Consider the following 20,479-nt stretch of genomic DNA (forward strand, 5'->3'; position numbering starts at 1 on the left):
CGTCGTATTAGAAAAATCACTTTTGATACAAACAAGATAGACCTGCAACTGTCGCGACACCAATCCTGGCGCTCTTTTACGGCGTTTAAAGACCTTGTCTGACGCCGTGCCGCCACAGCAGTGTTTTCCCTTAGCGACCTCAAAAACGTCCAGATTCGAGCATTTTCCTTGGGGGTTATCCCTCATTTATAGCCAGGCTCACCTAGGCTCTATACGAATTGTCTTATGGCATGCCTGTCGCACGCCGTTACATTGAGATGGCTACATCTAATAATTAATCCACTCTGGAGACATTTCATGGGTACGAACGCGACCACCGCACCCGTCGACGAACGATTACCGAATGGCAGGCTAGCCGCACTGGGCTTGCAGCACGTTTTGGTGATGTACGCCGGTGCTGTCGCGGTTCCACTAATCGTGGGCCGAGCACTAAACCTGACGTCTGAAGAAGTATCGATTCTGATTGCCGCTGATTTGTTTGTATGCGGCATGGTGTCCATCATTCAGTCCTTGGGCTTTACACAGTATTTTGGTATCAAGCTGCCTGTCATGATGGGAGTCACCTTCGCCGCTGTTGGCCCGATGGTGTCCATGGCACAGGCCAATCCAGGCCATGAAGGTGCTCAGCTTCTGTTTGGCACTGTTATTGGCGCCGGTATTATCACCATGATCATCGCCCCCGCCGTCAGTCGGATGCTGCGATTTTTCCCACCTGTGGTGACCGGCACAATTATTGCCATGATCGGCATTACGCTGATGCGGGTAGGGATCAACTGGATTTTTGGCAATCCTGTAGGGCCAACCGCTCCAGCCGTGATCAGCCCTGATCACCTGGCCTGGTTGCAACACGCGCAATCCGCTGCCGCCATGCCAGGCTCGGCATTGCCGCCACTGCCTGAAGGTCTGGCCTTGAAAGCTACAGTGCCTAACCCACGCTACGCTAACCTGCCAGGCCTGGGCATTGCTGCCATCGTGCTGGTGTCCATCTTGCTGATCGCCAAGTTCTGCAAGGGCTTTATCGGTAACGTGGCCGTGCTGCTTGGCATTGTGATCGGTGCGATTGTTGCATCCGCCATGGGCATCATGACTTATGAAAAAGTCTCCAATGCCGCTTGGGTAGATTTGGTGTTGCCCTTTCACTTTGGCATGCCCAAGTTCGACGCTCTGCACATTGCCACCATGACGCTGGTCATGATCGTGGTGCTGATCGAATCCACCGGCATGTTCCTGGCGCTAAGCGACATGACAGGCAAGAAAGTGGATCAGAAAGACTTGGCTCGCGGTCTGCGTACGGATGGCTTGGGAACCCTGCTGGGCGGTATCTTCAATACCTTCCCGTACTCCAGCTTCTCGCAAAACGTGGGGCTGGTTGCCGTGACAGGTGTGCGCAGCCGCTTTGTCTGCGTGGCGGGTGGGGTCATCCTGATTGTGTTGGGCCTGCTGCCTAAAATGGCTGCCCTGGTTGAATCCTTGCCCACAGTGGTATTAGGAGGCGCCGGGATTGTGATGTTCGGTATGGTCACTGCAACCGGCATCCGTATTCTGTCGGGCGTGGATTACAAAACCAACCGCAACAACTCCATGATTGTGGCGATCTCCATTGGTGTTGGCATGATTCCTCTGGTCGCCCCCAACTACATGCAGTGGATGCCTCACGCTATCCACCCGCTGATTGAGTCCGGTATTTTGCTGACCTCGATTGCCGCTGTGCTGCTGAATCTGTTCTTTAATGGTGCTAAAGAAGATACGCAAGCAGCTGTGGACGCCGCAAAACACGCCGAAGCTTAAATAGCGCTCGCCGTTCTTGTTTTGAAACCGGTCTGACTCGTTAAGAGAAAGACCGGTTTTTTATTGCCTTGCGTCAAGAGGCGAAACGGCGTGCGCCTGCTACACATAAAGCAGCACCGACCGTCACCCAGATCATGCTGGCATTCACCGTTTCACCCAATAGCGCAGCAGCCAGACCCAAACCCAAAAAGGGCTGCAATAGCTGTAGTTGCCCGACGGCAGCAATCCCGCCCTGAGCCAGCCCTCGATACCAAAACACAAAGCCCAGAAACATGCTGAATACAGACACATAGGCAAAGCCTAACCAGGCAGACATCGCTACCTCGTCCAAATTCTGAGGCCAAAACCAAAGCATCATGACGAACATAAAGGGCAGTGACAGCACCAGAGCCCAACAAATGACCTGCCAGCCCCCCAGACGGCGCGACAGCCGCCCTCCCTCGGCATAGCCCATCCCGCACACGACCACAGCCGCCAACATATACAGATCACCCTGCCAGGAGGCATCCAGCCCATCCCGCGCAGCGTAGCCAACGACCATCGCACTGCCTAGGATCGAAAACACCCAGAACACAGGCTTATGTCGCTCCCCCGCCAGGATCACACCAAATACCGCCGTACATAAAGGCAGCAAGCCCAAGAACACGATGGAATGGGCAGACGTAATGTGCTGCAAGGCCAAAGCCGTCAATAAAGGAAAGCCCAGCACCACACCAAACCCCACCAGCGCCAACGACGACAGATCGGAGCGCTGCGGACGGGAGACACGACCGATCAGCAGCCAGGCAGTTGCCAGCAACGCCGCTACTACCGCTCGCGCACCTGTCAGAAAAAAGGGATCCAAACCCAGTACAGCAACCCGCGTTGCCGGTAAGGAACCGGCAAAAATTGCTACACCGATCGCACCATTGAGCCAGCTGACTGCCTTGCTATCCATCGTTTACGCTCCAACAAAGATGCTTGTCAGTACAACACAGCCATGCCAGCATACACAGGCACAGTCCAATACGGTTTTAAAGAACTGTACTGCCTATTAGACCCATACACCGTGCTCGCGCCTGACTTCATGCCTTCTATAACTCGTATCGAATACGTAATGCAATCGGTGCGCGAGCGCATCGCCGCACGCACCTACCCGCCCGGCACCCGCTTGCCCTCCGTGCGTGCGCAAGCTCAATCCGCCAATGTATCGGTATCCACAATCGTGGAAGCCTATGGCCGGCTGGCAGCACAGGGCCTGATCGAGGCCCGCCCCGGTTCCGGTTTTTATGTGACGGCTCCTTTAGCGCCGCTTAACCTAACGGCGTTGGAGCCTGCGCTGGATAGAGACATCGATCCCTTATGGATCTCCCGCCAATCGCTGGAAGCAGACAAGCACGTCTTGATGCCCGGCTGTGGTTGGCTGCCTTCGGACTGGATGTACGATCAAGGCGTGCGCCGAGGACTGCGTAAAGCGGCCCGCAGCCCCAGTACCGATTTGACGGATTACGGTTCGCCCCTGGGCCTGGAGTCTTTACGACAATTGCTGGCCCGCCGCCTGGTCCATTCGGACATTGATGTCGCCCCCCATCAAATCATGCTGACCGATTCAGGCACTCAAGCAATTGACCTGATTTGTCGCTTCCTGCTGGAACCAGGCGATACCGTATTAGTAGATGACCCTTGCTACTTTAATTTCCACGCCCTGCTGCGCGCCCATCGAGCAAAGGTCGTCAGTGTTCCTTACACACATCAAGGGCCGGATCTGCGCGCCTTTGAGGCCGCACTGCAAGAACATAAACCGCGCCTGTACATCACGAATTCCGGCCTTCACAACCCTACCGGAGCACGACTATCAGCCATGACCGCCCACAGTGTTTTGGCGATGGCACAACGTGCGGATCTATACATCATTGAAGACGATATTTTTGGCGATCTGGAAACCCGCCCAGCAACCCGGCTGGCTGCCTTGGATGGTTTAGAGCGCGTAGTGCAGATAGGCAGTTTTTCCAAAACACTATCTGCTTCGCTACGCTGCGGCTATATAGCCGCCCAAGCACCATGGATAGAAAGCCTGGTCGATTTACGCACAGCCACCAGTTTTAGCAGCAACCGCTTAGCGGCCCACATCTTAAATAGTGCCCTAAGTGATAGCGGCTACCGCAAACACTTGGAACGCATCCGCTACCGGCTATCAAAAGCGATGGACCAGACCTTGGTTCAACTGGAACAACTAGGCCTGTCACCCTGGCTACGACCACGCGAAGGCATGTTTCTTTGGGCTGAGCTGCCGCCAGGGCAAGATGCATTGAGCTTGGCGCGAACCTGCCTGCCGCATGGTGTTGTATTGGCGCCAGGCCCAGCTTTTAGTCAGGCTCCCGAGGCAAAGCGATTCTTGCGGTTCAATGTCGCACAATGCACAGACAAGCGTGTTTTTGACGTGCTGGCCCGTGCACTCAACCAGAGTTTGCCCGCTTGAGCATCCGTTCGCGTATCCAATCTGCTTTTGCTACCCCAAAAAATGTGGCCCCAGTCAAACGACGTGGGGCCACCTTAGGAGCTTTTAGGAGATTGCCACCCCTCCTGTGCCAAATACTTCCGCATGAATTCGCTCTGCGGGAACGCCGCGTTCACGCAGAAACTGGATTTGGGCATTCATAAAGCCCGTGGGCCCACAGATGTAGTAGTCGGCCTGCTCAGGCAAATCGTGCTGGGCCAAATCCAAACGCCCCAACTGATCACAGTCCGAGCCGGCCTCCACCGCTTTCTCATGCACGAACCAGGCAGACGCATCCGCCAGGTTTTGCACCAAAAAACGCACTCGTTTCCCAAAAGCCTGCACCTGCCCATGACGTGAGGCGTGGAAAAACCGTATGGGTCGGCTGCTGCGTTGGTTATGCAGATGCTCCAGCATAGCCATCAACGGCGTAATTCCCACACCAGCGCTGATCAAGACTAGCGGCCCGCTGCGGTCATCATGCAAAAAGAAGTCTCCATTAGGCGCGGCCAACTCCACATAATCACCCTCTTGCATGTGCTGATGCAGGTGATTGGACATCATCCCAGCCGGCGTCTGGGCCGCGCCATCCTCTCTTTTGACAGAGATACGCAGATGTGAACTTTTACCGGGTGCATCCGACAAGCTGTATTGCCGTGCCTGGGAGAACCCCAGGTCGGGCAAGCGCAGTTGTAAAGATACATATTGACCGGGCCGGTAGGAAGGCACTTTACCGCCATCGGCAGGGACCAGCTCGAACGAGGTTATTTCCTGGCTTTCTGCACGCTTGCTTGCAATACGAAACGTGCGCCAACCGGTCCAGCCCCCCTCCAGATCCGTGCTCTCTTTATAGATGCCTTGCTCTATACCCACGAGGATCGCTTGCAACTGCTCATAAGCCGCTGCCCATGCCTCGGTAATCTGCGGTGTTGCGGCCTCTCCTAACACTTCACCGATAGAGGCCAATAAATGCCTGCCCACCACTGCATAATGCTCGGGTCGCACACCTAGGCTGACATGCTTGCGAGATACTCGCTCCAAAACAGGCAAGAGCACAGAAGGGTCATCAATATGGCGGGCATAGGCTGCCACAGCGACCGCTAAAGCATGCTGCTGAGTACCTATGCGCTGATGCGTTTGGTTGAACACCTCCCGCAATTCAGGATTATGCGTAAACAGGCGCTCATAGAAATGGCGAGTTAATGCTACCCCTTGCACTTCAAGAACAGGGGCCGTTGCCTTGATGGTCTGCCGTACAGAAGAAGAAAGCATTATAAGCCTCCATATTAAAGATATATATTAAATAGACCTTTGATAATAGGCTGGAGTCCTTAATTTTTCTACTGCCCCATAGATGGGTAAACAACACAGACAGGATTACAATCGCCCCTGTATACGGCCCGCGCGGACCGTCGCCACTCATCCCACTCCCATGTCCCCCAAAGACCTACGCGATTTATTCCTGCTGGCTGCCATCTGGGGCAGCTCGTTTTTATTTACGCTGCAAGCGGTCCCTGAATTTGGGCCCTTTCCCCTGACGGCAGTACGCGTGGGAGTCAGTGCCTTGGCGTTGATGAGCTACATCACGCTGACAGGTCGCCTGCCGGTCTTTCTGGCGAACTGGAAACCGATCTTTGGGCTGGGCGTACTCAATGCGGCCATACCGTTTTCTTTGTATGCCTTTGCGGCCTTGCGCCTGGAGTCGGGGCTACTGGCAGTGCTTAACGCCATGGCGCCCCTATTTGGAGCGCTGGTTGCCCGCATTTGGCTCAAAGAGCGCCTGACACCCAGCCGTATCCTGGGTCTTTTTGTAGGCTTTCTGGGTATCCTGATTCTGGTTTACGACAAACTCAGCTTTAACCAGGGGGCTGAAGGTTGGGCTGTACTGGCGTCTTTACTGGCCACTGTCTTTTACGGGATTGCCGCCAACTTTACCGCCCGCTATCTGCGTGGCGTGCCACCGCAAGCGGTGGCCGCAGGCAGCATGGTCAGCGCAACCTTGGTTCTCCTACCCGCTGCTATTTTTTGGTGGCCCGCCCAGCTCCCGGGTCTGCACGCCTGGGGTGCGGCCCTGTCTTTGTCCCTGCTGTGTACCGCTGTGGCGTACCTGATCTTTTACCGCTTGCTATCCAATGTCGGCCCATCCAAGACCATCACAGTCACCTTTCTGGTGCCTCCTTTCGGAGTGCTGTGGGGCGCTCTGTTGCTGAGTGAAGCCCTGACGATTCAAATGCTGGTCGGGATGAGCACGGTTTTATTCGGCACCTTGCTGGCGACCGGTCTGATCAAGCCACGCACAAAACGTACACCCTAGGCTCAACCGTTACTGGAGCTGTTGCCAGGCCTCGAAGCGCGTATCAAGCACCTTTCTCAAGGCCTCGTAAGACTCCCAGTCATCCGGCACATGGTAGATAGACACCAGGTCCGCATCATCCAGGGTCTCTACATAGTCATCCAGATAGAACTGCTCGTAGTAAAAGTCCGAAAACTCCCGGCCTTCTGGGGACATATATTCGCTAAGGAGTACGTCTCCACAAGCGATCTCCAGCAATTGCGAGCCCTTGAGCATGTGGTCTCGGCACTGCCGAATCTCGTTGGGGTACTGATCCAGCAAGGTCGTAGACACCATGCCCCGCTCAACCAGCCACGCCAAGTAAAACCCCATATGAGTGCGGCCCCCTTCAGGCCCCAGGCCCTGGGGGTAGTCGCCTTCAATATGCCAGTCCAGATCGTCGTATTTCACATTATCGAAAGATGAGGCGTTCACGGCTTTCTCTCCTTAAAAATTCGAAAAATCGGAATACCCAATACAGCCCGGATGAACCTAGTATATCGGTCTGCCCAGCGGGAAAAAAGCATACTGGCCTGGCTTTTTCAGCGTGTAACAAGACGGCTGCCGATTGAAAGGCACCAAGCCTTGCAGAAACAAAAGGGCCACCCAAAGGTGGCCCTTTCTAAACAGGCGTAAACCCGAACAATTATGTACGCTCGAAAATGCCGGCAGCGCCCATACCTGTGCCGATACACATAGTCAGCATGCCGTATTTAAGCTGACGACGCTGCAAGGCATGGACTACGGTGGCGGCACGCATCGCGCCAGTCGCACCCAAAGGGTGGCCCATGGCAATTGCGCCGCCCAGCGGATTAACGCGCTCTGGATCAAGACCCAGATCACGGATGACCGCCAGAGACTGAGCCGCAAAAGCTTCGTTCAGCTCGATCCAATCCATCTGATCTTGCTTCAGGCCCGCCAAGGCCAGTGCATGAGGAACGGCCTCTTTAGGACCGATACCCATGATGGACGGTGGCACACCGCGCACCGAGAAAGTCACGAAGCGAGCCAAAGGCGTCAGATTGTGCTCACGCAAAGCGCGTTCGGACACCACCAGCAAGGCGCCCGCTCCATCGGACATCTGCGAGCTATTGCCTGCCGTGACGGAACCACGAGCGGCAAATACAGGACGCAGCTTGCCCAGAACTTCCAGACTGGTGTCTGAGCGAGGACCCTCGTCACGATCCACAATTTGTGTTTTGACCGAGATTTCCTGAGTGTTCAGATTAGGCTGACGGCGCGTTACGCTAACTGGCAGCACTTCACCCGTGAACTCGCCCGACTCCCAAGCCTTAATGGCTTTCTGGTGCGAAGCCAGCGCAAACGCATCCTGATCTTCACGGGAAACCTTCCACTGACGGGCTACTTCTTCAGCGGTCAAACCCATGCCATAAGCAATGCCGTAGTTTTCTTCAGACGCAAAGATTTCCGGGCTGAAGGTGGTGCTTACGCCCATCACCGGCACCTGACTCATGGATTCCACACCAGCGGCCACAATGACATCGGCCTGGCCGGAACGAATACGGTCTGCCGCAATGGCGATTGCGCTTAATCCGGATGCGCAAAAACGGTTGACGGTCATACCAGCCACGGTGTCAGGCAAGCCTGCCAGCAGGGCCGAAATACGTGCGACGTTAAAACCCTGAGGACCTTCTGGCAGAGCGCAACCAGCCACCACTTCTTCAATTGCGGAAGGGTCCAGATTAGGAACGCTAGCCAGCGTGCCACGGATTGCTTCAGCCAGCAGCTCGTCAGGACGGTAGGCCGAAAACACGCCACGCGGCGCTTTTCCAATAGGCGTACGCTTGGCAGCGACGATATAAGCTTGTTGTACAGTCATGTCTACTCCTTGATCCGCTCTAGTTACGCACTGGCTTGCCAGTGGTCAACATCCCAGTAATACGCTCCTGGGTCTTGGGGGTATTGAGCAGCTCCAGGAAGGCCTGCCGCTCTTGCGCCATCATCCAGGCTTCATCCACCAGCGAGCCCGGATCCACATCGCCCCCGCAGATCACGGTTACGACCTTCTCGGCAATATGGAAGTCATATTCCGAGATAAAACCACCCTCTTTCATGTTCACCAACTGAGCCTTCAGCGTAGCGATACCATCGCGACCGGCGACGGGGAATCGACGCGGCAGCGGTGCACGCCAACCCGAACTGGCCAATGCCTGTGCCTGACGCACAGCCACGTACACCAGTTCCTGACGGTTCATGACGATGGTGTCGGACTCTTTCAGGAAGCCCAACTGGCGAGCATCCAGCGCGGAGCGCGATACCTGGGCGCTGGCAATCGCCAGAGCAAAACGCTTCAGGTAGGCCAACAAAGGCGCATCGGGTGCGCCCATAGCCTGCAATTCAGCAGAGCGGCGAGCGGAGTAGGCCAAACCACCTGCACCTGGAACCAGACCTACACCCACCTCAACCAGCCCAATATAGGACTCGAAGTGAGCGACGCGGTGCGCGCAATGCACAGCCAGCTCGCAACCACCACCCAAAGCCAGGCCAGCAACAGCAGCGACCACGGGCACCTGAGCGTAGCGAATGCGCAGGACCATATCCTGCATGGCACGTTCGACGGGTTCAACTGCAGCCACGCCTTCTTTCTCGAACAAAGGCAGAATAGCTTTCAGGTCAGCGCCAGCCGAGAAGGGGTCGCCGTCTTGGGCAATTACTAAGGCCTGATACGAGGCTTCAGCCAACTCAACCGCTTTGAACACGCCAGTCACCACACCGGGGCTCAAAGTGTGCATCTTGGTCTTGAAGGAAACGATCAGCACATCTTGGGGATGCGGGGCTGGCAAAGTCCAGCAACGCACCGACTCATCCTCATAAACCGTGCTGGTTTCCAAGGACTCCACTTCGCCCACCAGCAAAGGGGTGCCAATGTGACGCTGATACACCGGCAGATTGCTGCGGCCTTCAAAGCGGCTTTGCGAAGGATTCCAGGAGCCGGCGGAAGTATGCACACCCTGAGCCTCCCAGACCGGACCACGCGTGGCCCAATCAGGCAGCGGCTGGCTGCTGAGCGTCTTGCCCTCTTGAATATCCTGATTGATCCACTCGGCCACTTGACGCCAGCCGGCAGCTTGCCAGATCTCGAACGGACCTTGCTTGTGACCAAAGCCCCATTTCAAGGCCAGATCCAGCTGACGGGCATTGTCGGCAATATCTTGCAGATGAATGGCGCTGTAGTGGAAAGTATCGCGTAGCACAGCCCAAACAAACTGGGCCTGAGGCTTGTCGGATTCACGCAGCTGGCGCAAGCGCTCAGCCGGATCACGTACAGCCAGAATGGCAGCTACATCCGGATCAATTTTCTGGTCAGCGGCAACGTAATCACGCTGTTGCGCATCAAAGCGCTGAATTTCACGACCTTTTTTACGGAAGAAACCGGCACCCGTCTTTTGACCCAAGGCACCAGCATCAATCAAGCCTTGAACTTCGGGAGGCAGGCCAAAATGCGCTTTGAAGCTGTCCTCAGGCAACTGATCTTGCATGGTACGGATCACGTGCGCCAGGGTATCCAGGCCCACAACGTCCGCCGTGCGGTAAGTACCCGATTTAGCACGGCCCAAGCGAGTACCGGTCAGCTCATCAACCTGCTCATACGTCAGGGAGAAACGACGGGCTTGCTCGAATACGGACAGAATGCCAAAAACACCAATACGGTTACCGATAAAGTTCGGCGTATCTTTGGCACGAACCACGCCCTTGCCCAACTGCGACACCAGGAAAGTTTCCAGGGTGTCCAGCAATTCTGGCTGGGTGTATTGGGTGGGGATCAATTCCACCAAGCTCATGTAGCGAGGGGGGTTGAAAAAGTGCACGCCGCAAAAACGAGGGCGCAGCTCTTGGGGCAACACATCGGCCAAGGAGGTAATGGACAGGCCGGAAGTATTACTGGCAATGATGGCATTCGGGTTCAGGGCTGGACCAATCTTGCGGTACAGGTCCTGCTTCCAGTCCAAACGCTCGGCGATGGCCTCGATCACCAGATCGCAATCGGCCAGACGGTCCAGATTGTCGTCATAGTTGGCAGGCTCGATCAGGTCAGCCAAGTCTGGCGTACCCAAGGGAGCGGGATTCATTTTGCGCAGATTGGCGATCGCACGCAAAGCGATGCCATTTTTAGGACCCTCGCGGGCGGGCAGATCAAACAGAACTACTGGTATGCCTGCATTCACGCAATGAGCGGCAATTTGCGCGCCCATAACGCCGGCGCCGCACACGGCGACCCGACGCAAGGTACGGGCACCGCCCGTCACTGCACTGGCTGAACTAGATGTCATAGGTTTGTCTCCAGGAAACTGAACCCCACGCACCATAAGACCTCAAACGGAGGCGCTTTGATGCGCGGCAATCGAATAATCGTACACGCACAACTGGTTTTAAGACCATAAAGTCTTTTTTATTTTCAATCAAAGATGGGTATAGATCAAATCCATCTTCATAAATCTGCCCATGACACGAGCGTAGGCCGAGCCAGAACCGACTATCCAGCCAAGTCTAAATTCAAACGATCGTTTCAATCTCTTTTATTTCAATGCATTGACAGCATAAAAAGAGAATTAAGCGGCAGATTACAAGCTTGGGATACAAGCCTCTTCAAGCAGGCACCAGACATGGCTTTGCCATTTTTTTAATTTCTATTTTTATTTATTTTATTTATCTTTTCTATTTAATTTCTATGCACAAAACCATTCATTTATTTCTTTAATTAATTCAAACAAATAGTAATCCTCCGTGATCACCCAGGAGCGAACGCAGCCTGCGCTAAAACTGGCTCTCCAGCAGTCCGCCTAGCGTTCATCCTTGCCCAAAAAGCCTCCCTTGTGCGGCGCTTACCTTGAAAGGGATCAAAAGCGGCTCGCTTTGTATGCCAGAATGTTCAAACTTCAATCTCGACGAGCCCCTCCCCTGCATTGCTTATGACCCGGCCCCAAGAACCAGCTCCTCTATCTTTAAGCGCTCTGTTTTTGATCTTTGCCCGCATTGGCTTGACCAGCTTCGGTGGAGGCTTGAGTGGTTGGTTAATGCGCGAATTTGTCGTCCAGAGACGCTTGATGAGTCAGGACGATTTTCTCAGTGGATTGGCTCTGTCCCAAGCCCTTCCCGGCATAAATGTGGTGAACCTGTCCATCTGGATTGGCTATCGCCTGCAGGCGGGCCGCGGCGCGCTGGTTGCCACGCTGGGCATGGTGATCCCACCCCTGCTCCTTGCGATTCTGATGTTGATCGGGCTGGAGCAACTGACTGACTCTGCCTTGGTATCTCATGTCATGGCTGGCATCGCTGCGGCGGCAATTGGCCTGTCTTTAGAGATGGGGGCTCGCTCAGCTCGCGGCGCAGCCAGTGGACCGGTCCCTATTGCCTTGATGATCGCCGTCTTTATCGGCATCTTCGTCATGGAATGGAACCTGATCCCCGTCATTCTGGTCTGCGCCCCCCTATCCATCTGGCACGCCTGGTTGCAGCAAGAGCCCTCGCAAGGTGAGCCATCATGATCACCATTTTGCTGCAGCTGATGCGTGTCTTCGCACCTTTGTCCTTTTTGACCATAGGCGGTGGACAAAGCATCATTCCCGAGATTCACCGACAATCGGTAGAAATCCATGGCTGGATCAGCAATCAGGAGTTCCTGGATCTGTTTGCGCTATCGCGCCTGACTCCAGGGCCCAAATCCTTGTTGGTCACCCTGGTCGGCTGGAAGGCAGCAGGCTGGGCGGGCGCACTAGCAGCGTCGATAGCGATTTTTCTGCCGTCGGCCTTGCTTATCTACTATCTGGCCACAATCTGGAAACGCTATGAAGGCACTCGCCTGATCCGTGCAATCGAGACCGGCTTGCTGCCTATCGCGGCAGGCATGATTCTGGCGGCCAGCGCCACCATTCTTAAAGCGGCTCAAGGTGGCCTGTGGGCTTGGGCCACAGCTCTGGGCTGTGCGGCTGTGTTACTGCTCAGCCGCATCAACCCCTTATGGTTGCTGGCTGGCGGTGGGCTGTTGTTTGGATTCGTACAACCGCTTGCTTAGGACAGATCTGACACCCGACAAAACACCCAGCCACTATTACGTAAGCGGCTGTATCGCAGCTCACACAAAGCGCCACACTCATGGCGTCTCGCCCGCGTACAAAGCACGCAAGACATTGAGCCGCCAGACGCGCAAGCGGTACAATAGCAGGTCCTTTTATCCCACTTTGCCCGCGACATGGCTGTAAATACTGACCAAGCCGTACTAAATCTGGATTCTGCTTCGCTGGGCTATGGTGCCTTCACCGTGCTCGCGGACGTCTCCATGTCCGTCTATAAGGGTCAGGTAGTCGCCATGATGGGGGGGTCAGGTTCCGGAAAAACAACACTTCTGCGTGCCGCGACAGGCCAAATACGAGCGCAGAAAGGTACTGTTACGGTTTTTGGTCAGGACTTGGCCAAACTCAGCCACGAAGAGCTGCGCCAGACCCGTCAACGCATGGGGGTGCTGTTTCAGCAAGGTGCCTTATTTACCGATCTGAACGTCTTTGAGAATGTGGCCTTTCCCCTGCGGGAACTCAGTCGCTCATCCGAATCCGAGATCCAGGAGCGCGTGCTGGACAAGCTTGATGCCGTGGGGCTACGTGCTGCTGCACATCTGGGCATCAACGAGATTTCAGGCGGCATGGCCCGCCGGGTGGCCCTGGCTCGCGCCATTGTGCTGGAACCGGAATTGATTTTGTACGATGAGCCCTTTGCCGGGCTGGACCCCATTTCCATGGGCATTACTGCGCAGCTTATCCGCGACCTGACGGACCGTCTGAATTGCGCTTCTGTACTGATTACACACGATGTGGCCGAATCCTTTGGCATCGCTGACCAAGTCTATATTGTTGGCCAGGGGCGTTTGCTGACCCAAGGTGCCCCAAAAGAACTGCGCGACTCTACGGACCCGTATGTGCAGCAGTTCCTGCGTGGTGAACCGGACGGCCCCATCGCCTTCAACTACCCCGTCACCCCGGCTTTTGAAGCCTGGCTTCACAATCGGACAACGCGCTCATGAGTTTCATTACCGCCCCGATTGGCGCGCTGGGTGCAGCGATACGCAATAGCATCTACGGACTGGGCGCTTTCAGCCGCCTGTTTGTGGCCCTGCTGGCGCGCTCGTCTTTGCTCTGGCGTCGCCCTCGTCTGGTTTCCCAGCAAATTCACTTTATCGGCAACTATTCGCTGCTGATTATTGCGGTATCGGGCTTGTTTGTCGGCTTTGTGCTGGGTTTGCAAGGTTATTACACGCTAAACCGCTACGGCTCTGAAGAGGCCTTGGGCCTGCTGGTTGCTCTGTCACTGGTGCGAGAGCTTGGTCCTGTTGTCACGGCCCTGTTGTTTGCAGGCCGGGCTGGCACCTCGCTGACGGCAGAAATCGGCTTGATGAAAGCGGGCGAACAGATTGCCGCCATGGAAGTGATGGCTGTCGATCCCTTGCGCCGCCTGCTGGTCCCCCGTTTCTGGGGCGGCATTATTGCCATGCCCATCTTAGCCGCGGTCTTTTCCATGGTCGGTATTTTGGGTGGCTATATCGTGGGCGTGCAAATGATCGGCATTGACGCTGGCGCCTTTTGGTCGCAGATGCAAAATGGGGTCGATGTCATTGATGATGTGCTCAACGGTGTCATCAAAAGTGTGGTGTTTGGCCTGATCGTCACTTTGATCGCCCTGTATATGGGCTGGCACGCCAAACCTACCCCTGAAGGCGTTTCTCGCGCTACGACGCGTACCGTCGTCAGCGGCGCACTGGCGGTACTGGGCACGGACTTCCTGCTCACCGCCCTTATGTTCAGTTAACTATTTAGGAATTACTCAGTCATGAATCGCGAGAAAACCGATTTCTGGGTTGGCCTGTTTGTCCTGCTGGGACTGATTGCACTGGCGTTCCTGGCGCTGCGCGCGGGTAACCTCAGCTCTTTTTCCTTTGCCAAAACGTACCAGATATCGGCCAAGTTCGATAATTTGGGCGGTTTGAAACCCCGCGCACCTATCAAGGCCAGCGGTGTAGTGGTTGGCCGTGTGGGCTCGATTGCCTTTGACAATACCGAGTTCAAAGCCGTGGTCACCCTGGATATGGACGAACACTACAAGTTCCCGGCTGATACTTCGGCCTCTATCCTGACATCCGGACTTCTTGGCGAACAGTACATTGGACTGACCGCAGGTGGCGACGATAAAGACTTGCAAAGCGGTAGCACCATTACCTATACCCAAAGCGCCGTCGTGCTGGAAGAGCTGATCAGCAAGTTCCTCTACAACACGGCCTCCAAGGATGGCAGCTCCAAATCGGAGTAATACCCCCGCCGCCCTACGCTCCTTACAGACGACACAACCATGACTACAACAACAACTCGCCGCTCTTACTCCCTGCCTCGTGGAGTCCGTTTGAGCCTGATCGGTGCCAGTGCCTTGCTCGTGGCCGGTTGCGCCAGTGTGCCCAACCCCAACCCGCAAGACCCTTGGGAAGGGATGAACCGTGGTATCTACGCTTTTAACGAAGCGGTAGATGGCGCCGTAATCAAACCCATTGCCGAAGGCTACACGGCCTTGACGCCCAAACCGGCGCGCACTTGTATCAGCAATATTTTCAACAACCTGGGTGATGCCTGGTCGGCCGTCAACAGCTTCCTGCAAGGCGAGCATGTCGACTTTTTCAACACCCTGGGCCGTGTCCTGTTTAATTCCACCATGGGCCTGGGCGGCTGTATCGACGTTGCCACGATGAACGGCTCGCAACGTATCCCCAATGACTTCGGGGTCACGTTGGGTGTGTGGGGCATCAGCTCCGGTCCTTACGTAATGCTGCCCTTCTTTGGCCCCAGCACCGTACGCGACGGCCTGGCTCGTGGCACCAGCTTCTTGGAAGGCTTCTCGGCTACTGGCCCCATCATGGCCATCAAGGACGTACCTGTACGTAACAGCATTATGGGTATGTGGGCACTGGATGCCCGTGCCAGCGTGCTCGATACAGAAAAACTTGTTAACGACATCGCCCTTGACCGCTACAGCTTCATACGCGACGCTTACCTGCAACGACGCCATGCGTTGGTTCAGGTCCGCCGTACCGGTGGCGATACCAGCCAGGACTTGCCTGATTACTCGGACGCAGACGAATAAAAACGCCCTGCCCGCAGAACACTCATCTGGAGTTTTTTATGATTTCCCGTCCCGCCTTGGGCGGGACTGCTTTGCAGTCCTCTCCCTCTCGCCTGATTTCCTGGATTCTGACCGTCTGTGCGGTCTTGGCTTTGTGCTTGCACTCGTTCGCCGCACAGGCCCAAACCGCTGACTCTAAAGCGGCACCCAATGCTTTTGTAGAAGCTGTGGGTAATAAAGCACTGGAAGTTGTCAAAGAAAGCGAATCCATCCGCAAAGGTGATCGCGCTGCCATCATGGCCGCCGTCAATGAACACATCCTGCCTTACGTGAATCTGGAAAAGACGACCCGTCTGGCTGCTGGCCGTTACTGGCGTCAAGCCAACGACGATCAGCGTAAAAAGCTGGTCGAAGCCTTCAAAGGCACACTGGTTCGCACCTACAGCGGTGCCCTGTCTCGCGTAGATAGCAAAACAGCACTGACCATCCTGCCCTTCCGTGGCGATGCCAATGCCGACGACGTCGTGGTGCGCTCTTCCCTGACCCAATCGAACGGCAGCCCGGTCGGTGTGGATTACCGTTTGGAAAAAACGCCAGATGGCTGGAAGATCTACGACCTGAACGTGGAAGGCATCTGGTTGATCCAGAACTACCGTAACCAGTTCTCTCAACAAATCGAGCAAGGCGGTATCGATAGCTTGATCCAGGCCCTGAACAAGCAAAACAGCTAAGCCAGGCCGTGGCAAACACGGTGCCTTCGGTCTGGTTCAACTAAGCAGACCAGAGTCGTACTCTATAATAAAGAGCCTGACCACCACCCAAACAGGTCTACGCCCGCGCGTAGGCCTGTTTAGTTAACAAAGACGCCTCGGCGACGATCCTCGCTGCCCCCGCTGCGTCAGGCCAACTGAAATTGCCATGTCCGCCTTCGAACTAGATAACGTCAGCAAACGCTTCGCTCCCCAAAGCCGGGGACTCAAAAGCCTGTTTTCACCACCCCGCGCCGATGCCGGCTTTTTAGCCGTTGATCAGGTCAGCCTGACCATCGAGCACGGCGAATTTTTCGGTTTGCTGGGGCCTAACGGCGCTGGCAAAACCACCTTGATCTCCATGCTGGCGGGCCTGACTCGCCCAAGCAGCGGGCAAGTCAGCGTCTGTGGCTACGATGTGCGCACCCAATATCAGAAGGCCCGCCAATCGCTGGGCGTGGTGCCACAAGAGATTGTTTACGATCCCTTTTTTACCGTGCGTGAAACCCTGCGTCTGCAATCAGGCTACTTTGGCCTGAAAAATAACGACGACTGGATCGACGAAATTCTGGCCAATCTGGCCCTTACAGATAAGGCCGACGTCAATATGCGGGCTTTGTCCGGGGGGATGAAACGCCGCGTGCTGGTCGCCCAGGCCCTGGTGCATCGCCCACCGGTCATTATTCTGGACGAACCAACCGCCGGTGTGGACGTGGACCTGCGCCGCACGCTGTGGGAGTTCATCATCCGCCTGAACCAACAGGGCCATACCATCTTGCTGACCACACACTACCTGGAAGAAGCCCAGGCGCTCTGTGGTCGACTGGCCATGCTCAAGAGCGGCAAGGTTGTAGCCCTGGATACCACGCAAGCCATTATGGAGCGGGCCGGCGGACACGATCTGGAAGATGCATTTGTGCGCATCATGCACAACGAAGGAAAAATGGGGGTTGCACTGTGAGCCAAACTAATTCGCCCAAACACTGGGGAGTGCCCCAGAACACGGACGCACCCTCCCCAAAAATTGGCACCTTGAGCCTGCCACCGCAGCCCAAAATGGGTTCGGGCTTTCCGACCTTGCTGCGCAAGGAGCTGATGCGCTTCTGGAAAGTGGGTTTTCAGACCATTGCCGCCCCCGTGCTGACAGCGCTGATGTACTTGCTGATCTTTGCCCATGTACTGGAAGGCCGCGTCACGGTGTATGACTCCGTGCCGTATACCGCCTTCCTGATTCCCGGCTTGATGATGATGAGCATGTTGCAAAATGCCTTTGCGAACCCTTCATCTTCTTTGATCCAAAGCCGCATTACCGGTAATCTGGTCTTTATCCTGTTGCCTCCCCTGTCGCACCGCGAAATCTTCGCCGCCTATTTGCTGGCCGCGATTGCTCGTGGCGTCAGTGTCGGCATCTGTGTCTGGCTGGTGTCCCTTTTCTTTGTCTCCCTGCCCGTTGCCAAGCCTTTATGGGTATTGGTCTTTGCCGTCATGTCTTGCGGCATCATGGGCACTTTGGGCCTGATCGCCGGCCTATGGTCTGAAAAATTTGACCAATTAGCCGCGTTCCAGAACTTTTTGATCATGCCTGCGACCTTCCTTTCAGGTGTGTTCTATTCCATTCATAGCTTGCCGCCTTTCTGGCAATCTGTTTCACACTGGAATCCGCTGCTCTATACCATCGACGGATTCCGCTACGGTTTTTTTGCCGCCTCGGATATTTCTCCCTGGTTCAGCCTAACCGTTGTCGCCAGCGTCTTTGTGGCGCTGTGTCTGATTTCGCTACGCCTGCTTGCCTCAGGCTATAAATTACGGAATTGATTTCATGTTGCCGACCCCCGAACAAGTTCACCAATACATTGCCGACAACCTGCCCTGTGAACACTTGCAAGTGCAAGGCGATGGCTCGCACTTTGAAGCCCTGATCGTCAGCGCTGCCTTTGAAGGCAAGCGCCTGATTGCCCGTCACCAACTGGTTTACAAGGCCTTAGGCGACCGGATGAAGGCTGAAATCCACGCCCTGTCCATGCGCACGCTTACCCCCGACGAATACAAGGCCAATCCGAATGGATAAATTACGCATTACGGGCGGAGAGCGCCTGAATGGCGAGATCACCGTCTCTGGCGCCAAAAACGCCGCCCTGCCAATTCTGTGCGCCAGTCTGCTGACTGCCGACACCGTATACCTGGAAAATGTCCCGCGTTTGCGCGACATCGACACCACACTCAAGCTGCTGGGGCAGTTGGGTGTCACACAGGAGCGCAATGGCACGCTGGCCTTGAATGCTGCCAACATCACGAATCTGGAAGCGCCTTACGAACTGGTGAAAACCATGCGCGCTTCGATTCTGGTGCTGGGCCCCTTGCTGGCTCGCTTTGGTGAAGCCCGCGTCAGTCTGCCCGGTGGCTGCGCCATTGGTCAGCGCCCGGTTGACCAGCACATCAAAGGTCTGGCCGCCATGGGGGCTGAAATCCATGTCGAGCACGGTTTTGTGAATGCACGTGCCAAGCGCTTGCGCGGTGCCGTCGTACGCACCGATATGGTGACTGTCACCGGTACCGAAAACCTGATGATGGCTGCTGTGCTGGCCGACGGCCAGACCATTTTGGAAAATGCCGCTCGCGAGCCCGAAATCATTGATCTGGCAGAACTGCTGATCAAAATGGGTGCCCATATTCAGGGCCACGGTACAGACCGTATCGTGATTGACGGCGTAGAACGCCTGCACGGTGCCACGCATCGCATTTGCCCAGACCGTATCGAAGCCGGCACCTTTTTGTGTGCCGTTGCCGCAGCGGGTGGCGAACTGACCCTGCGCAACACCGATGCCGACGCCATGGGCGCTACTTTGGACAAGCTGCGCGAAGCTGGCCTGCAGATCGAAACCGGCCCTGACTGGATCAAGGCCACCATGAACGAACGCCCCAAGGCTGTCAGCTTCCGTACCAGCGAGTACCCCGGCTTTCCAACGGACATGCAGGCCCAATTGATGGCGCTGAACACCATTGCCGACGGCACCGCCTCTGTAGTGGAGACCATCTTTGAAAACCGCTACATGCACGTGCAGGAACTGAACCGCCTGGGCGCGCAAATCGATATCGAAGGCCATATGGCCGTCATTACCGGCGCACCTTACCTGACTGGCGCCACCGTCATGGCAACTGACTTGCGCGCTTCGGCCAGTTTGGTCATTGCCGGCCTGGCCGCTCGGGGTGACACCACCGTCGAACGCATCTACCATCTGGACCGTGGCTACGACCGTATGGAAGCCAAGCTCCAAGCCGTAGGCGCAAACATCGAGCGAATCAGCAGCAAGGAAACCTAATGAGTCCCGCCGGTTTAAATCAACCTTTGACCCTGGCCTTATCCAAAGGCCGGATTTTTGACGAAACCCTGCCTTTACTGGAAGAGGCAGGCATCAAGGTGCTGGAAAGCCCCGAAACGTCTCGCAAATTGATCCTGCCCACCAATAGTCCGGACCTGCGCCTGATTATTGTGCGCGCCACGGACGTGCCAACCTATGTGCAGTACGGTGCGGCGCATATCGGGATTGCCGGTAAAGACGTCTTGTACGAGCACATGGAACAGCACCCAGGCGGTCTGTACCAGCCCGTAGACTTGAACATCGCTCGCTGCCGTCTGTGCGTGGCGGTAGCTGAAGGGTTTGACTACCATTCGGCCGTCAAACAGGGTTCGCGTCTGCGCATCGCCACAAAATACACCCGTGCTGCTCGCGAACACTTCGCCAGCAAGGGTGTGTACGTGGACTTGATCAAGCTGTACGGCTCTATGGAATTGGCACCTCTGGTGGGTCTGGCCGACGCCATTGTCGACCTGGTTTCCAGCGGCGGCACCCTGCGTGCCAACAAACTGGTGGAAGTGGAAGATATTTCGCCCATTTCCTCGCGACTGATCGTCAATCAGGCGGCCATGAAAAACCGTGGTGCCCAGTTGCAGCCCCTGATCGACGCCTTTTCGCGCGCTTCGGTGGACGAGTAACACCCTCCTTTGCCTGAAGAGGG

The 20,479-nt window shown here is 55.8% G+C and carries 20 protein-coding genes; 15 read left to right on the forward strand and 5 right to left on the reverse strand.

Annotated elements, in window-relative coordinates; translation table 11 throughout:
* Positions 1-297 precede the first annotated feature (297 nt).
* On the forward strand, positions 298-1,788 hold the full coding sequence (locus AC1RSM_RS15615; RefSeq protein WP_492933464.1) for a nucleobase:cation symporter-2 family protein: 1,491 nt from the start codon (positions 298-300) through the stop codon (positions 1,786-1,788).
* 73 nt (positions 1,789-1,861) lie between these two features.
* On the opposite strand, the gene AC1RSM_RS15620 is transcribed toward AC1RSM_RS15615, so the two are convergent.
* Complete coding sequence (locus AC1RSM_RS15620; protein ID WP_492933465.1) at positions 1,862-2,725, reverse strand: DMT family transporter; 864 nt, start codon at positions 2,723-2,725, stop codon at positions 1,862-1,864.
* 129 nt (positions 2,726-2,854) lie between these two features.
* On the opposite strand from AC1RSM_RS15620, the gene AC1RSM_RS15625 reads away from it, so the two are divergent.
* Positions 2,855-4,246, forward strand: coding sequence for an aminotransferase-like domain-containing protein (locus AC1RSM_RS15625; protein ID WP_492933467.1), 1,392 nt, complete (start codon positions 2,855-2,857; stop codon positions 4,244-4,246).
* A gap of 84 nt (positions 4,247-4,330) precedes the next feature.
* On the opposite strand, the gene hmpA is transcribed toward AC1RSM_RS15625, so the two are convergent.
* Entirely contained in the window at positions 4,331-5,536 is a 1,206-nt protein-coding gene (gene hmpA, locus AC1RSM_RS15630; protein WP_492933468.1) for an NO-inducible flavohemoprotein, read from the reverse strand.
* A 160-nt stretch (positions 5,537-5,696) separates the two neighbouring features.
* On the opposite strand from hmpA, the gene AC1RSM_RS15635 reads away from it, so the two are divergent.
* On the forward strand, positions 5,697-6,578 hold the full coding sequence (locus AC1RSM_RS15635; RefSeq protein ID WP_492933469.1) for a DMT family transporter: 882 nt from the start codon (positions 5,697-5,699) through the stop codon (positions 6,576-6,578).
* A 9-nt stretch (positions 6,579-6,587) separates the two neighbouring features.
* On the opposite strand, the gene AC1RSM_RS15640 is transcribed toward AC1RSM_RS15635, so the two are convergent.
* The 3 genes from AC1RSM_RS15640 to AC1RSM_RS15650 all read right to left on the reverse strand — a co-directional run bounded on the left by AC1RSM_RS15640 (position 6,588) and on the right by AC1RSM_RS15650 (position 10,888).
* Positions 6,588-7,031 carry a DUF7832 domain-containing protein gene (locus AC1RSM_RS15640; RefSeq protein ID WP_492933470.1) on the reverse strand — a complete coding sequence of 148 codons (444 nt, stop codon included), beginning with the start codon at positions 7,029-7,031 and terminating at the stop codon, positions 6,588-6,590.
* A gap of 211 nt (positions 7,032-7,242) precedes the next feature.
* Positions 7,243-8,436 carry an acetyl-CoA C-acyltransferase gene (locus AC1RSM_RS15645; RefSeq protein WP_492933471.1) on the reverse strand — a complete coding sequence of 398 codons (1,194 nt, stop codon included), beginning with the start codon at positions 8,434-8,436 and terminating at the stop codon, positions 7,243-7,245.
* A 19-nt stretch (positions 8,437-8,455) separates the two neighbouring features.
* Positions 8,456-10,888: a 3-hydroxyacyl-CoA dehydrogenase/enoyl-CoA hydratase family protein gene (locus AC1RSM_RS15650; protein WP_492933472.1), complete on the reverse strand. Its 2,433-nt coding sequence runs from the start codon at positions 10,886-10,888 to the stop codon at positions 8,456-8,458.
* Positions 10,889-11,527: 639 nt separating this feature from the next.
* Here AC1RSM_RS15650 and AC1RSM_RS15655 point away from each other — a divergent pair.
* The 12 genes from AC1RSM_RS15655 to hisG all read left to right on the forward strand — a co-directional run bounded on the left by AC1RSM_RS15655 (position 11,528) and on the right by hisG (position 20,456).
* Positions 11,528-12,103: a chromate transporter gene (locus AC1RSM_RS15655; protein ID WP_492933473.1), complete on the forward strand. Its 576-nt coding sequence runs from the start codon at positions 11,528-11,530 to the stop codon at positions 12,101-12,103.
* Positions 12,100-12,630, forward strand: coding sequence for a chromate transporter (locus AC1RSM_RS15660; protein WP_492933475.1), 531 nt, complete (start codon positions 12,100-12,102; stop codon positions 12,628-12,630). Before AC1RSM_RS15655 ends, AC1RSM_RS15660 begins: the two co-directional genes overlap by 4 nt.
* Before the next feature lie 177 nt (positions 12,631-12,807).
* Positions 12,808-13,632, forward strand: a complete 825-nt coding sequence (locus tag AC1RSM_RS15665) for an ABC transporter ATP-binding protein (RefSeq protein ID WP_492933476.1) — start codon at positions 12,808-12,810, stop codon at positions 13,630-13,632.
* Complete coding sequence (gene mlaE / locus AC1RSM_RS15670) at positions 13,629-14,414, forward strand: lipid asymmetry maintenance ABC transporter permease subunit MlaE (protein ID WP_492933477.1); 786 nt, start codon at positions 13,629-13,631, stop codon at positions 14,412-14,414. Before AC1RSM_RS15665 ends, mlaE begins: the two co-directional genes overlap by 4 nt.
* A 21-nt stretch (positions 14,415-14,435) precedes the next feature.
* A complete protein-coding gene (mlaD, locus tag AC1RSM_RS15675) occupies positions 14,436-14,912 on the forward strand; it encodes an outer membrane lipid asymmetry maintenance protein MlaD (protein ID WP_492933479.1) in 477 nt (158 codons plus the stop codon).
* 39 nt (positions 14,913-14,951) lie between these two features.
* Positions 14,952-15,734 carry an MlaA family lipoprotein gene (locus AC1RSM_RS15680; RefSeq protein WP_492933480.1) on the forward strand — a complete coding sequence of 261 codons (783 nt, stop codon included), beginning with the start codon at positions 14,952-14,954 and terminating at the stop codon, positions 15,732-15,734.
* Positions 15,735-15,772: 38 nt separating this feature from the next.
* Positions 15,773-16,444 carry an MlaC/ttg2D family ABC transporter substrate-binding protein gene (locus AC1RSM_RS15685; protein ID WP_492933481.1) on the forward strand — a complete coding sequence of 224 codons (672 nt, stop codon included), beginning with the start codon at positions 15,773-15,775 and terminating at the stop codon, positions 16,442-16,444.
* A gap of 187 nt (positions 16,445-16,631) precedes the next feature.
* Positions 16,632-17,423: an ABC transporter ATP-binding protein gene (locus tag AC1RSM_RS15690; protein WP_492933482.1), complete on the forward strand. Its 792-nt coding sequence runs from the start codon at positions 16,632-16,634 to the stop codon at positions 17,421-17,423.
* Positions 17,424-17,518: 95 nt separating this feature from the next.
* A complete protein-coding gene (locus AC1RSM_RS15695) occupies positions 17,519-18,277 on the forward strand; it encodes an ABC transporter permease (protein ID WP_492933703.1) in 759 nt (252 codons plus the stop codon).
* Positions 18,278-18,281: 4 nt separating this feature from the next.
* Positions 18,282-18,530 carry a BolA family protein gene (locus tag AC1RSM_RS15700; protein ID WP_153231292.1) on the forward strand — a complete coding sequence of 83 codons (249 nt, stop codon included), beginning with the start codon at positions 18,282-18,284 and terminating at the stop codon, positions 18,528-18,530.
* Positions 18,523-19,782, forward strand: coding sequence for a UDP-N-acetylglucosamine 1-carboxyvinyltransferase (gene murA, locus AC1RSM_RS15705; RefSeq protein ID WP_492933483.1), 1,260 nt, complete (start codon positions 18,523-18,525; stop codon positions 19,780-19,782). Before AC1RSM_RS15700 ends, murA begins: the two co-directional genes overlap by 8 nt.
* Positions 19,782-20,456 (forward strand): ATP phosphoribosyltransferase, encoded by a 675-nt coding sequence (hisG, locus tag AC1RSM_RS15710; RefSeq protein ID WP_189392723.1) that lies wholly within the window; start codon positions 19,782-19,784, stop codon positions 20,454-20,456. Before murA ends, hisG begins: the two co-directional genes overlap by 1 nt.
* Positions 20,457-20,479: the final 23 nt, after the last annotated feature.

It is taken from the genome of Alcaligenes sp. GW821-FHT11D07 (genome assembly GCF_058808495.1).

Excerpts from the sequence above, each read along its gene's own strand:
- AC1RSM_RS15615 (WP_492933464.1), top strand. The coding sequence starts at position 298 with ATGGGTACGAACGCGACCACCGCACCCGTCGACGAACGATTACCGAAT.
- AC1RSM_RS15620 (WP_492933465.1), bottom strand. The coding sequence starts at position 2,725 with ATGGATAGCAAGGCAGTCAGCTGGCTCAATGGTGCGATCGGTGTAGCA.
- AC1RSM_RS15625 (WP_492933467.1), top strand. The coding sequence starts at position 2,855 with ATGCCTTCTATAACTCGTATCGAATACGTAATGCAATCGGTGCGCGAG.
- hmpA (WP_492933468.1), bottom strand. The coding sequence starts at position 5,536 with ATGCTTTCTTCTTCTGTACGGCAGACCATCAAGGCAACGGCCCCTGTT.
- AC1RSM_RS15635 (WP_492933469.1), top strand. The coding sequence starts at position 5,697 with ATGTCCCCCAAAGACCTACGCGATTTATTCCTGCTGGCTGCCATCTGG.
- AC1RSM_RS15645 (WP_492933471.1), bottom strand. The coding sequence starts at position 8,436 with ATGACTGTACAACAAGCTTATATCGTCGCTGCCAAGCGTACGCCTATT.
- AC1RSM_RS15650 (WP_492933472.1), bottom strand. The coding sequence starts at position 10,888 with ATGACATCTAGTTCAGCCAGTGCAGTGACGGGCGGTGCCCGTACCTTG.
- AC1RSM_RS15655 (WP_492933473.1), top strand. The coding sequence starts at position 11,528 with ATGACCCGGCCCCAAGAACCAGCTCCTCTATCTTTAAGCGCTCTGTTT.
- AC1RSM_RS15660 (WP_492933475.1), top strand. The coding sequence starts at position 12,100 with ATGATCACCATTTTGCTGCAGCTGATGCGTGTCTTCGCACCTTTGTCC.
- AC1RSM_RS15665 (WP_492933476.1), top strand. The coding sequence starts at position 12,808 with ATGGCTGTAAATACTGACCAAGCCGTACTAAATCTGGATTCTGCTTCG.
- mlaE (WP_492933477.1), top strand. The coding sequence starts at position 13,629 with ATGAGTTTCATTACCGCCCCGATTGGCGCGCTGGGTGCAGCGATACGC.
- mlaD (WP_492933479.1), top strand. The coding sequence starts at position 14,436 with ATGAATCGCGAGAAAACCGATTTCTGGGTTGGCCTGTTTGTCCTGCTG.
- AC1RSM_RS15680 (WP_492933480.1), top strand. The coding sequence starts at position 14,952 with ATGACTACAACAACAACTCGCCGCTCTTACTCCCTGCCTCGTGGAGTC.
- AC1RSM_RS15685 (WP_492933481.1), top strand. The coding sequence starts at position 15,773 with ATGATTTCCCGTCCCGCCTTGGGCGGGACTGCTTTGCAGTCCTCTCCC.
- AC1RSM_RS15690 (WP_492933482.1), top strand. The coding sequence starts at position 16,632 with ATGTCCGCCTTCGAACTAGATAACGTCAGCAAACGCTTCGCTCCCCAA.
- AC1RSM_RS15695 (WP_492933703.1), top strand. The coding sequence starts at position 17,519 with ATGGGTTCGGGCTTTCCGACCTTGCTGCGCAAGGAGCTGATGCGCTTC.
- AC1RSM_RS15700 (WP_153231292.1), top strand. The coding sequence starts at position 18,282 with ATGTTGCCGACCCCCGAACAAGTTCACCAATACATTGCCGACAACCTG.
- murA (WP_492933483.1), top strand. The coding sequence starts at position 18,523 with ATGGATAAATTACGCATTACGGGCGGAGAGCGCCTGAATGGCGAGATC.
- hisG (WP_189392723.1), top strand. The coding sequence starts at position 19,782 with ATGAGTCCCGCCGGTTTAAATCAACCTTTGACCCTGGCCTTATCCAAA.